We start from the raw sequence: 12,776 nt of genomic DNA on the forward strand, positions 1-12,776 counted from the left end.
TATTCAGCTATAGCAGTTACTATATCTTGAGAACACGAACAGCAACTGGCTCACCACCGATCCACACCTGAATGGTATAGATGCCGCGTTTATGCTGTTGTACTTTTGTTGTAATAGCAGCACTTAATTGATCCAGCGTTCCATTACCGGTATACAGTAACTCTCCGCCAGGCCCGCGCAGTTCTGCCAGAATGGTTTGACCCGGTTCAAGCTCGGAACAGCTCAGGCGTACAATACCGGTTGTAGGGTTAGGCGATGCCACTATATGTGGCTGCGTTTTGTTCACATCAATGATTGAGAAGATTGAAATGCGTGGTTGCACCGGCTGCAATCCTTCTGACGTTTTCTCCAGATAGAAAGATATCAGTTCAATTGGTAACTCGCGTTTGTTATCTTCCAGCGGTGTAATAGCCAGTGACGCCTGGCTGCTGCCCGCCGGTACGTCAATCGTAATGCGCTGCTGATTCGAAGCAGGCTCGGTTGTATAATCTTCTCCGTATACAACACCAGGGCCTTGGGTTACCTGCAGTGTGATGGTTTGCGCAGAAGCAACCGGCGTGGAAAGTTTCAGGTTGAGATTATATACACCGGAGCCTTCTTTTGCTGATGGCAACAATTCTGTGAAAGCCACGGCAGGTATATCGTTGTCTTCGATAGTCAGTATAAATATACCCTGGGCACCGGCTTCAACGCCATTGCCCGACAGTACAGCGAACGAAGCTGTTTCATTCAGTTCATCCAGTTTATCTTCCAGTACACGAACGGTGAATTGAGCATATACAGAGTCTGCCGGGATTGACAATACAATGCGATTATTTACTGCAGCCGGCTCCGTAACGAAGTCTTTGCCATAAGCAGCATCACCGCTTAACAGGATGGTTACTTCTCCGCCTTCTTCAAAAGGTTTGGCAAGCGACAGCGCTATAGTTTGCACAGCGGTGTTGCTCTCTGCCAACGTCAGGTTCTGTTTTGCAAAATTAACTTCAGGTGCCTGCAACTGATAGCGCACCATTACCGGCATGTGATCCGAGGTAGTAGTAGCATAATTTGGTATCAGGCGGAATGGCGTGATGACGCGCTCGGACCCCACTATATATTCATCTCCCAGGTCATTGGTGATAATCTGGTGATCGATTACATCACCGAAGCTGGCTGTAGACCGTGCGCCTGCATCGCTGAGGTGCCTGGTTACGGGTATATAGTGTGCAGTATCATTTACAAAGGCTATATACGGACTGCTTAAACCGCTCACGATCGACTGATCGAGATCATCGTTCAAATCTCCCAATACAATGATCTGCTCATCTGAATAGTATGTATCCAGCGTATCTTTCAACACTTGTGCATCATATAGTCTTCGGTCGTGATCACCGGCTGTTGATCCGGATTTGGCATGTATATCAATCAATGTTATTCTTTCCGTTACACCACGAATGGTAGTCTTAACCGTGAGCATATAAGGTAACCTTCCGCTGGAGAAGAAGCTGGAAGGCGTTCCTCCCGGATAATTCGGAAGCGCTTCGGGATTCGTGGTGCGTGCTTCATCATACAACGCTTCAAACATCGGACGTGCCGATACGACCTGAACAGTAGCCGTATCATAAATGTAACATACTTTCTGCGGAGGGAATGTATTGCTGAGCCCATCAAACGAATAAGAGTAACGATCGGAGCACGTAGCACGATAGCCACCCAATTGAGCGACCAGCGCACTGAACAACGAATCGTTTGATACCTCTTGCACCGCTACGATATCGGCCTGAAGCGAATCCAGTACACGTCTTACATTTTGCAATTGCAGGTCTTCATCTGCCGGACCGTATTCTTTATTGCTATAGTCTTCTTTTCTGGCACCAAAAAACTCAAGGTTCCAGTTCACCACATCAAACGTTTTATCTCTTGCTATACTATCGGATGCTGGTGAAGGAATGGTTGCGCCCGGTATATCTGCCTGGAAGCGTGGAAGAAGTTGTGCGTTGGTTTTGAACCTGCCTACTACACCGGTAATAGAAACCGTATCCTGAGGCTTGGAAAGTCCTGGTATATCTGTATCGCCATCGATACGCAGATCAGCTTGTATGCCATGGGCCGTTATCGATTCGGTGCTCTGCGGATAGAACACAAATGATTTATCGACCAGCGATACCTGTTGTACTGTAACCAGCAATCCTTCATTGGCAGCCAGTTGATCGATTGCGATGGGCTTCGGTGCTATAATTCTTTTTGAAGAATCGGGTTTAATAAATGCTATACCCTTTCCGCTGATTTGTTTCTGATCGTTAAACAATCCAATCGGTCCTGTTACCAATACAGAATCGCCAATGGCTACACGGGACGCCAGTGAATAATCAAAAACCGGTATACCACCGGTAGCATCCTGTATATATACCGGGTTTCCCAATTCATTCCCCACGGTGATGCGTCCGGCTACAGTAACTTTCTGCCCTACGGCTTTCGTACGGGCCGTAGCGATGGGTATAACATTGCTGGCAAAGTCAAAGCCATTGCCAAATGCAAAAAATACATTGAATCCTGTTCCGCTAATGTGCGAAATGGAATCCATTACTTTCCCCGGAGCTGCCGGAGCAAACTGTACATACACATAACCACCTTCTGCCGGCAATGTAGCCGTTGAGCCAAAATGTATACTGTCGGTTGACAACCTATATACCTGCGTGGAAGTATATAGTTTGATAGAATCCACCAGGTTTGCACCAATCACCTGGTAACGGGTGCGGGCGCTTTCACCTACAATAACATCACCAAAGTCATACGAACCTGGCAGCAGTTTGATAGAAGGAAAATCAGAAGGTATACCCTGCGGAATAATTACAAAATCATCTACGGCAAGGCCGTCATCAGAACCAGATACATTGAAATCAGTCCAGCGAATATAAAATATTTTACCAGGCTCGATGTTAAGGCCCGTAATGGTATAAGAAAGATTCGTGTTATAAGTAGTGTCATTACCGTTCACCGCACCTACCGTACCAACGGTAACCGGGCTGTTGAAATCCAGTGCCTTTACATCGGTCCATATGCCCGATGAAAGCGATGATGCATCTACGCTGTATTGAAAGTTAATGCGATCCGCTCCTCTTCCGGTAGCACCAAGTCTCCATTGCTCACCGCGGTAAGCGATCTGCAGGGAAGTGATATAGCTTCCGGTGTTGTTTACAAAGCCTGCACCGATAGTAGGTACAAGCGATCCGGAAAGCAATCCACCCAATGCGCGGTCTGCTGCTGTAAGACCGAAGCTATAGGTGTTACCTGTGCTGGAAGAACCTGTGCCGGCAGCGTAGGTTGTGTTGGCATTGGTACCTGACTCAACGAACGTCCATCCTGCAGGAAGTGTAGCAATATCGTTGGCAGTGCCGCTGCTCGCCAGCAAATCGAAGTGCTGCTGGTACGGCGCATTAATTGTACTCAGATTTACCTGAGCGTGTAACCGGTTGAATCCGATTGAGCATAACGTGAATAAAAAGAACAATACGTAACGATTTCTCATGTACAATAATTTTTGGTTGCAAGAAACTTCTAAAGCCTGCGAAACTAATTGTAAAATATGAAAGTAATGTTTCGCTGAAGTTATATAATTGGCGGAATGGTATACGTTGCAACACAAATCTCATTACCAGTTACACGTTAATCATTTATCCGTAGAAGTGCATTAACGATTAACCTGTAACGGATAACGATTAACCGGACTTCGCTTTTCTTCCACGCTTCCGGGCAGTTTTCTTTGCCGCTCTTTTCTTCGATGCTTTCTTGGGAACTTTAGCTCCGGCTTTGCGGGCTTCTGATAAACCTATAGCAATCGCTTGTTTGCGACTGGTTACTTTTTTGCCGCTGCGGCCGCTTTTGAGTGTGCCTGCTTTTTTCTCGCGCATTACTTTCGCGACTTTCTTTTGTGCTCCTTTTGAATACTTGGCCATATTCTTTTACAATTGATGATGCATAGGATAAAAAAATTTCGTGCCGCCATCATTCATATTTTGGTTGATGGAACTTTACAGGAAATACTTTACTTTACAATCGTATGGCGTTGAAACGATCGGGCTCTGCTGACCTTCCTTTACATTACGGACATGTGCCGCGCTGGCTCGCAGAGCGTATGGGGCGCCTCGGATTGGCTATTACGGAAGCAATTATTGCTGAGTATGGCAAAGCTGAAGTGCTGCGAAGACTCAGTGATCCTTTCTGGTTTCAAAGTCTGGGATGTGTAATGGGAATGGATTGGCATTCCTCCGGTATTACTACCTCGGTGATGGGCGCATTGAAACGTGCTATCAATCCACACGCAAAAGAGTTCGGTATCTATATCTGTGGTGGCAAAGGAAATCACTCGCGACAAACTCCTGCAGAGTTAATAAAAATAGGTGAACAAACGGGCCTTGATGGCCATTTTCTGGCACGCTGCAGCAAGCTTAGTGCAAAAGTAGATAATACAGCGGTGCAGGATGGCTTTCAGTTATACCTGCATAATTTCATTGTAAGCAACGAAGGTCAGTGGGCGGTTGTACAACAAGGTATGAGTCCGCAAAGCACTACGGCCAGACGCTATCACTGGCACTCAGCATCATTAACTTCATTTGTAGAAGAGCCTCACACATCTATCTGCGGCGAGAACCAGGGAAGTATTTTGAACATGGTAGCAAAAGAAGCTGTGCCTACACAAGCGAGTCTTCTAAACATGGCGCATGAATCGCCCGACCGCATGATTAAAGAGATCAGTAAACTGACGATGCCAGCGCATCACGAAGTACAAGCTGCTGATGTCGACATCAAGCGATTGGGAAGTATACTCTGGCTGGCACATGAAAAACAACCGAAAGATTTTGAAGAGCTCCTGTTACTCGAAGGGCTTGGCCCACGCACGTTGCAGTCGCTTACACTAGTCAGCGAAGTGATATATGGAACACCTTCACGGTTTAAAGATCCTGCACGCTTTTCATTTGCCCACGGTGGTAAAGATGGTCATCCGTTTCCGGTACCCATCAAAGTATATGATGAAACCATTACTACGCTTCGTACCGCGGTTGATAAGGCAAAGCTGGGACAAAGTGATAAACAACAGGCAATCAAAAATCTTTCTGAATTATCCATTCGTGCAGAGAAAGATTTTATTCCCAACACCAACCTCGATGCTGTAATTGAAAAAGAGCGTGACGAATCGTGGAAATATGAAGGCCGTACTGTTTTTGGCAAAGCGGTTCCTCCCAGGAAAAACCAGCAGTTAAAACTTTTCTGATTACGATCGATAAGAAGCATCACATTGGGTAGATTATACCCCAGCCTAGCCGTTATACTGGCATATCATCCTGCATATATTCTCGTATATCGCTGGCAGAAAAATTTTATCTCCATCGAAAAACAACCAAGATATGATTACGCGCGATGGAGCCCATGTGAGTCTGTGGCAGGATATGCCTGTATACGAGACAGAGAATAAACCTACCCCTGCGGAACAGTACGATGTGATTATTGTTGGCGCTGGCATTACCGGTATATCTACCGGGTTGCTGTTGCAAAAGTCGGGATTGAAATGCCTGATTCTGGAAGCACACCATATCGGCTTTGGTACCACGGGCGGAACCACGGCTCACCTCAACACGCTGCTCGATAATCCATATACCACGATCAGCAAAAATTTCGGAAAAGAGAATGCAAGGCTGGTAACACTGGCAACTCGCGAAGCAATCCATCTGATAAAACGTCACGTTGAAGATTACCGGATCGATTGCAATTTTGAGGAAGCACCAGCGTATTTGTTCTCGCAGAATGAAGAGCAATCCCGGGAGCTGGAAGATATAGCAAGAGCATCCCAGGAAGCAGGATTATCACTGGAATATGTATACAGTATACCTGCCACGATACCATTCGAAAAAGCTATTCGCGTAGAAGGACAGGCAAAGTTTCATCCGCTAAAGTATATCTACGCACTGGCAAAACAATATGAGGCTTCCGGAGGAACCATTCTGCAGTATTGCCGCGTATCCAACGTTAATGAAGAAGGCGATGTTATTGAAGTACAATCTGATTCAGCAACGTTCAAAACAAAACGGCTGATCTATGCCACACACATACCGCCTACGATCAACCTGCTGCACTTGCGCTGCGCTCCGTGGCGTAGTTATGCAATGGCCATCAAACTCAACAACGAACAATATCCGGAAGGGCTTCTCTACGATATGTATGATCCTTACCACTACTACCGCACACAGGTAGTAGACGGCGAAAAATACCTGATCGTGGGGGGAGAAGACCACAAGACCGGTCATGAAGCCAATACCGATAAATGTTTCCGCCAGTTGGAGAGCTATGTCCGGCAATATTATAGTGTACGCGAAGTAGTCTATCGATGGTCATCACAATACTTTGAGCCTGCTGACGGATTACCCTACATCGGCCACATGCCTGGTCATTCTGAAAATGTATATGTAGCGACCGGTTATGGCGGCAATGGTATGACGTTTAGCAGTGTTGCTGCCATGGTGCTGCACGACCTGATCGTGTTGAAGGAAGGTATATTTGCCGATCTCTTCTCGCCATCGCGCATCAAACCGGTGGCAGGCTTTGTAAACTTCATTGAACACAACGCAGATGTAGCGAAGCAATTTATCGGCAAATGGTTTGCAACGGAAGGGCTGGATGAAATGGCGGCTCTTGCACCGGGTGAAGGCAAAGTAGTAAAGTACAACGGAGAAGTTATCGCACTATCAAAAGATAGCGAAGGTATGTTGCATGCCGTCTCTCCTGTTTGCACGCACATGAAATGCAGTGTAAGCTGGAACCTCACCGAGCAAACCTGGGATTGCCCGTGCCACGGAGCCCGCTACGATCCCGATGGCAAAGTACTCACCGGACCAGCCAGTCATAATCTCGAACCCATTGAGCTGCGAACGCTCGAAGAGAAAAAACGCTGATAACATGTTTACATGTGCGCGTTGATACGTGTTTACGTGAGCACGTATCAACGTACACACGTAAACACATACTTAACACTTAAACACTTAAACACTTTCCAAATGCCCGAAGGTCCTTCCATTGTTATTCTCAAAGAGGCGGTGCAGGCGTTTCGGGGAAAGAAAGTTATAGCAGCTTCGGGAAGCACGAAGAAGTTTGATGTTAGCAGGCTTACGGGGAAGAAGGTGATTGACTTCAAAAGCTGGGGTAAACATTTTCTGATCTGCTTTGACAAGTTTACGGTGCGTGTTCACTTCCTTCTGTTCGGATCGTATCGGATCAACGAGCAAAAGGATTCAACCGCCCGGTTACACCTTGCCTTTACGAAAGGCGAACTTAACTTTTACGCATGCTCGCTTGCGCTGATCGAAACGCCACTGGACGATATATATGACTGGAGTGCCGATGTGATGAGCGATACCTGGAATGCCGGCAACGCCTTGAAGAAATTACAGAAGTCACCCGCAACACTGGTCTGCGATGCGTTGTTGGATCAGACTATATTTGCCGGTGTAGGAAACATTATCAAGAACGAAGTATTGTTCCGCATCCGCGTGCATCCGGAAACTGAAGTTGGAAATTTACCGCTGGCCAAGAGAAAAGAATTGGTAAAAGAAGCGGTACAATATAGCTTCGACTTCCTTGCGTGGAAAAAGAACTTCGAGTTAAAGAAACACTGGCTCATCCACACCAAACAAACCTGTCCCCGCGACCATATACCCGTAATCAAAAAATACCTCGGCAAAACCAACCGCAGAACATTTTACTGCGAAAGATGTCAGAAGAAGTATTAACGTGCCTACGTGTTTATGTGTGCAAGTGTTTACGTAGCGCGGCTTGAAGCATTCCTGGTATTTAAATTTCTCCTGACAAACATAAACACGTACCGATACACATGAATCAACGTACCAACATACACACCTAAACACGTAAACACATGAGCTTGCTCATTATATTTTCCGGCATCACCGGCACAGCTACGATGACTGCGTTTCTGTACCTTCTCTCCTACATCACGCATAAGCGGTTGAAGGTGGTTAAAATTCTCGGGACGATGCTTACCTTTCAGACTACCCCGCAACGCGGATTGTCTGATAGTACATTCGCCATTGTTACCGGTATAGCAGCGCATTACCTGGTGGGAATTTTATTCGCCTTTATATGGCATTTACTCTGGCAACACGGCATCGGATCGCCAACACTCCTCATCTGCATGCTCTATGGCTTCATCTTCGGAGCTTTTGGTATACTGGTATGGAGAATTTTCTTTGCTATACATCCACATCCACCCGATGTACCCCTTCGCTCCTATATTCCATCCATCCTCATAGGGCACGTATTTTTTGGGATTGGAGTATATTTAGGTATTCATGTTGGTATGTGTGTACGTGTTTAAGTTGGTATGTTGAATACATTACAGGCTGGCAACGAACGCACATACCAACGCAAACACATAAACATGTTTTCACTCGAGCCTCTTCAAACACCTCTCCATATCAATGCCTTTTTTAAGAATGCCTGAGAAAAGGTCACCTTTCTTTGCGAGGCGTTTGGGTAATGATTGCAGGGTAAATTGTGATGGTGATAATCCGTGTTTTACCTCCTTCCATTCGAGTGGTGTGGAAATGGTGGCGCCTGGTACGGGACGCAGACTATATACAGAGGCAAGCGTTTGTCCGCGCTTGTTTTGGAGATAGTCGAGGTAAATGCGGTTTTTTCGTTTGGAGAGCGAGCGCTCCAGCGTGGTGATTTCAGGCAGCAGATTTTGTGCGAACGTTGCTATAATTTCGGCAAACGAGCGGGCCTGCTCGTAATCATAGCGGGCTGCGAGTGGCACATATACATGCAAGCCCGATGCGCCCGATGTTTTGCAAAAAGAAGCTGCCCCGGCTTTATCCAATACTTCTTTAATGGCCAGTGCTGTATCAACTACTTCGTCAAATGTATTTTTCCCAGACGGATCGATGTCCATCACCAGGTAATCAGGTTTGTCAAGATTTTTGGTTCGGGAATTCCAGGGATTGATCTCGATACATCCCAGGTTATTCATATACAGCAGCGTAGCCCGGTTGTTGCAGATAATATAGTCTATATCTTTTTCCGCGCTTTCAGAATATAGCACCGTGTGCTCTACCCAGGCAGGTGCTGCTTCGCCAACATCTTTATGAAAAAAACCTTTGTCGGCAATTCCATTCGGATTTCGTTTTAACGATTGCGGCCTGTCTTTAAGGTATGGAAGTATATATTTGTAAATGCTATTGTAATATTCTACCACATCGCCCTTGGTAATGCCATCATCGGGCCAGTATACTTTGTCTGGATGGGTAATCTTTACTTCGTGGCGATCAGCGCGGATGGTAATGCTATCGCGATCCTCTTCCTGCTTCTTGCTTTTAGATGCCGTAGAAGCTGCCGGTCTTGACTTTGTTGCAGCCGATTTCTTGGCAGTTGTTTTTTTCTTTGCAGGTATTTTCACATCAAGATGGTTTACTTCCTTGGCCTGTTTGTCAATCCGCAATCCCATAAACACCGGGTGGCGCAGAATGCCTTCTTCCGTCACCTCGGTAAATTTAATCTCGCATACCTGCTCGGGCTTCACCCACGTAACTGTACCATTAATCGGCACCCTCTTTTCAAAAGGTGACGAGTGGCGCACCAGGGGCTTCAATACAGTATATACATCTTTCAAAACCTTTTCCGTAAAACCGGTGCCGGTATGCCCTATATACTTCAGCTTACCTTGCTCATACATTCCCAATACCAACGCGCCAAAATATTTGCGACTGCCCCGCGGCTCGGTATACCCGACTATTACGGCTTCCTGCGTATTGTGATTTTTGATCTTGAGCCAGTCAGAAGTTCTTCTGCCTATGCTGTAGAGGCTTGATGCGCGTTTGGCGATCATGCCTTCCAATCCAAGCTTCACAGCATGCTTGAAGAAAGCAACACCATCGCCTGCAACATGATCGGAATAGCGAAGCACTGCACTCTCCGGAATAATTTTCCTTAAAATCTTTTTCCGCTCTACCAATGGAAGATTAGTAAGATCTTTTCCCTTGTACGACAGGCAATCAAATATATAGTACACCAGTGGCAGCGACCGGTTCTCACGGTAGTGCTGCAATTTCTGGAAACTTGGTTTGTCATTCTTATCAAGCACTACAACTTCTCCATCCAGCACAACTTCCTCTTTCAGTTTCTTCAATGCTTCCACTACCGGAGGGTATAGTTTGTCAAACGACAGTCCGTTGCGCGAATAGAACCTGATCTCCTTTTTATTTATCTCTGCGATAGCCCGATAACCATCCCACTTGATCTCAAAGACCCAATCGTCATTGTCAAAAGGTTCATCGCCAATCTGTGCTGTCATGGGCTGGATATAGTCTTTCAATTTCGCTGTTCCTGATTGAACAAGCCTCGGTATAGATGGTGAATTTTGTACGGTTTCAGTCTGAGCAACTTTCTTTTCACTCACCTCGCTGCGATCTTCCTCGGCACTATATTCATTGGCAGCAAACTCATCTTTATGCTTTATTAAAAGCCAGCTATTCTCCTTGGCATTTTTTAATCGTACCAGTGCAAAAGAGCCGTTCAACCTTTTTCCATGCAGTACAAATTTCAACGATCCGTTCTTCAGGCCGCTTAACATTTCCTTTTCGTAGTCCGCAGGGTCTGCTATATTTTCGGGCTCATATGTACCACGATCCCATATCTCTACTGTGCCAGCGCCATAGTTTCCCTCGGGTATTTCGCCCTCAAACTTACCATACTCCAGCGGGTGATCTTCCACCATCATGGCAAGTCGTTTATCAGCAGGATTCAGGGAAGGTCCTTTCGGTATAGCCCAGCTCTTCAATACACCGTCTACTTCCAAACGAAAATCATAATGCAGCCGGGAAGCATCATGCCGTTGCACTACGAACGACAACGTAGCGTGGGCATTCCGTTTTTTTCCGGATGGCTCGGGTGTATTTTTAAAATTACGTTTCTGCTTATAGGTGGTAAGGCTCATCACGATGCGCGTTTAAGACTGGCCTTTAACTGCGACATGAGATCGGCGGATTTACGATGCGTAACTTTCAACTTCGGGAACTCGGTCTTTTTGCCAGTTGCTTTCGCCTTGATCAATTTACGCAACTCTTCTGAATATGTATCCTTGAATTTTGAAATATCAAATGGCGAAGTAAGCTGATCGATCAGCGAAAGCGCCATCTTCAACTCGCCGGCTTTCGGTTTACTGGCAGGCAATTTTAACTCAGATGAATCGCGAATCTCTTCTGCAAAGCGTATGCGATTCAGTACAATCACTTTATCCAACGGACGCAGCACACAAAGATGCTCGCGGCTGCGCAATACAAAACTTCCCACACCTGCCTTCTCACTCTTCAGCAGAGCATCGTGCAACAAGCTATAGGCACGCGTACCGGAACGTTCCGGCTCCAGGTAGTAAGGTGTTTCATAATAGATAGGATCAATTTCCGCTTCTGAAACGAAATCGGTTATTTCAATGATTTTACTTTTCTTCGGGCTGGCTCTTTCAAAGTCCTTATCATCCAGCACAACATATTCGCCGTTGTATTTATAGGCCTTGACTATATTTCCCCACGTTACTTCTTTACCGGTTTCCTCATTTACACGATGAAAGCGAATGTGTGCATGATCTTTCTTATCGAGAAGATCAAGGTCAAGCTCACTTTGTTGTGTAGCGCTATATAATTTAACAGGAATATTTACGAGCCCGAAACCAATGGCTCCTGTCCAGATTGCTCTCATGTGCTTGGTTGTTTACTGAAAGCATCTGTTTAAATAATATGCCAGACGTGATGTATACTAAAAGAACTTCAGGCTCTGCATTGAAAAGAATTTCTTTACCTGGCCAAACGGAGAAAGACGCTTTGCCTCGGCTTCTGCGCCCATCATGCCATGCCGGGCCAGATTGTCTTCAAGCGTTTCATCTTCTGTAAAAGTATCCACCAATTCAACACACATGCCTTCATCTTCTGCGTGCAACAGGCATATATAGTTGTTGTCGTAGCCGTTGAAGCTGCCGAGCGCAACTTTATTATTTTTTACTAACCCGTCCTGAAGCAGGTTAAACGCATGCGCCCCCTCCTTATCAGGCTCAAGTTGGAGATTTGATTCGAATTGAGATTCATTGATCCTGTCGCGGGAGAGAAAATCGACAATTTGTATCACATTGCCGTTCTGCATATCCGTAGAGTCCGCGCCAGGTTGAAGCGTCTTCGTACTGATTTTAAAGGGTATAGTAACCAGGCCAAATTCCAGTGTTCCTGTCCAGCGTGTGTTCATACGAGAGGGGTTTAGCGTTTGGATGAGTAAAAAAATGTGCCTTCAACTCAACCAGCAGAAGAACAATTTAAAAAAATATAACTACACTAGTGTAGAATTTTTTCAACATTTTCAGATATCATTCTATATACACTTAAGTGTTACGCCCTATATATTTAACATGCAGCGTAATTCCGGCATAGCATTTTAGGCATTACACCCAAGTCTTTCACTTTGTTGGGAGTGCTTAATTTGATAGGTTGTAAAATAAATACGGCTGAGAAATGATTCCCACTGCCTGATCCAGGTAATGCTGGCGTAGGTAAACGAAGTGAAAGACCTTTTTTTTAGCTTTTAGCTGCTAGCTTCCAGCTGCTAGAGGAGTGTGGGTGGGATGAGGTGTGTACTTGGTTTTATGCTCAACATTTGTTGATCGGTTCCTTGTTCTTTATTCATTTGTCCCTTGTTCTTTATTCATTATTAATTCATCGTTATTCAAATCTCTGCATGTGTAATATGTA

The 12,776-nt window shown here is 45.6% G+C and carries 9 protein-coding genes; 4 read left to right on the plus strand and 5 right to left on the minus strand.

Translation table 11 applies throughout. The features are described from left to right. Positions 1-19 precede the first annotated feature (19 nt). Together V7Q33_RS09370 and V7Q33_RS09375 are read right to left on the minus strand one after the other, a co-directional pair. On the minus strand, positions 20-3,508 hold the full coding sequence (locus tag V7Q33_RS09370) for a DUF5689 domain-containing protein (protein WP_333819682.1): 3,489 nt from the start codon (positions 3,506-3,508) through the stop codon (positions 20-22). Between the two features lie 190 nt (positions 3,509-3,698). Beyond that, positions 3,699-3,935, minus strand: a complete 237-nt coding sequence (locus tag V7Q33_RS09375; RefSeq protein WP_333819683.1) for a DUF6496 domain-containing protein — start codon at positions 3,933-3,935, stop codon at positions 3,699-3,701. A gap of 104 nt (positions 3,936-4,039) precedes the next feature. On the opposite strand from V7Q33_RS09375, the gene V7Q33_RS09380 reads away from it, so the two are divergent. The 4 genes from V7Q33_RS09380 to V7Q33_RS09395 all read left to right on the plus strand — a co-directional run bounded on the left by V7Q33_RS09380 (position 4,040) and on the right by V7Q33_RS09395 (position 8,362). Beyond that, positions 4,040-5,251, plus strand: a complete 1,212-nt coding sequence (locus tag V7Q33_RS09380) for a DUF763 domain-containing protein (protein WP_333819684.1) — start codon at positions 4,040-4,042, stop codon at positions 5,249-5,251. A gap of 133 nt (positions 5,252-5,384) precedes the next feature. Beyond that, positions 5,385-6,926, plus strand: a complete 1,542-nt coding sequence (locus tag V7Q33_RS09385; RefSeq protein WP_331977580.1) for an FAD-dependent oxidoreductase — start codon at positions 5,385-5,387, stop codon at positions 6,924-6,926. 102 nt (positions 6,927-7,028) lie between these two features. Continuing rightward, entirely contained in the window at positions 7,029-7,760 is a 732-nt protein-coding gene (locus tag V7Q33_RS09390) for a DNA-formamidopyrimidine glycosylase family protein (protein WP_331977578.1), read from the plus strand. 143 nt (positions 7,761-7,903) lie between these two features. Further along, a complete protein-coding gene (locus tag V7Q33_RS09395) occupies positions 7,904-8,362 on the plus strand; it encodes a hypothetical protein (protein ID WP_331977576.1) in 459 nt (152 codons plus the stop codon). Between the two features lie 69 nt (positions 8,363-8,431). Here V7Q33_RS09395 and ligD read toward each other — a convergent pair whose 3' ends face one another. The 3 genes from ligD to V7Q33_RS09410 are packed head-to-tail and all read right to left on the minus strand — an operon-like array spanning position 8,432 to position 12,276. Further along, on the minus strand, positions 8,432-10,978 hold the full coding sequence (gene ligD / locus V7Q33_RS09400; protein ID WP_333819687.1) for a DNA ligase D: 2,547 nt from the start codon (positions 10,976-10,978) through the stop codon (positions 8,432-8,434). Then, positions 10,978-11,739 carry a non-homologous end joining protein Ku gene (ku, locus tag V7Q33_RS09405; protein ID WP_331977572.1) on the minus strand — a complete coding sequence of 254 codons (762 nt, stop codon included), beginning with the start codon at positions 11,737-11,739 and terminating at the stop codon, positions 10,978-10,980. The genes ligD and ku overlap by 1 nt, the downstream gene beginning before the upstream one ends. Before the next feature lie 57 nt (positions 11,740-11,796). Continuing rightward, on the minus strand, positions 11,797-12,276 hold the full coding sequence (locus V7Q33_RS09410; RefSeq protein WP_331977570.1) for a Ku protein: 480 nt from the start codon (positions 12,274-12,276) through the stop codon (positions 11,797-11,799). Between the last annotated feature and the right edge of the window lie 500 nt (positions 12,277-12,776).

The organism is Ohtaekwangia sp. (genome assembly GCF_036786105.1).
Lineage (GTDB): Bacteria > Bacteroidota > Bacteroidia > Cytophagales > Cyclobacteriaceae > Ohtaekwangia.

Bases quoted from the DNA above. Each gene is read 5' to 3' on its own strand.
- V7Q33_RS09370 (WP_333819682.1), bottom strand. From the start codon at position 3,508: ATGAGAAATCGTTACGTATTGTTCTTTTTATTCACGTTATGCTCAATC.
- V7Q33_RS09375 (WP_333819683.1), bottom strand. From the start codon at position 3,935: ATGGCCAAGTATTCAAAAGGAGCACAAAAGAAAGTCGCGAAAGTAATG.
- V7Q33_RS09380 (WP_333819684.1), top strand. From the start codon at position 4,040: ATGGCGTTGAAACGATCGGGCTCTGCTGACCTTCCTTTACATTACGGA.
- V7Q33_RS09385 (WP_331977580.1), top strand. From the start codon at position 5,385: ATGATTACGCGCGATGGAGCCCATGTGAGTCTGTGGCAGGATATGCCT.
- V7Q33_RS09390 (WP_331977578.1), top strand. From the start codon at position 7,029: ATGCCCGAAGGTCCTTCCATTGTTATTCTCAAAGAGGCGGTGCAGGCG.
- V7Q33_RS09395 (WP_331977576.1), top strand. From the start codon at position 7,904: ATGAGCTTGCTCATTATATTTTCCGGCATCACCGGCACAGCTACGATG.
- ligD (WP_333819687.1), bottom strand. From the start codon at position 10,978: ATGAGCCTTACCACCTATAAGCAGAAACGTAATTTTAAAAATACACCC.
- ku (WP_331977572.1), bottom strand. From the start codon at position 11,739: ATGAGAGCAATCTGGACAGGAGCCATTGGTTTCGGGCTCGTAAATATT.
- V7Q33_RS09410 (WP_331977570.1), bottom strand. From the start codon at position 12,276: ATGAACACACGCTGGACAGGAACACTGGAATTTGGCCTGGTTACTATA.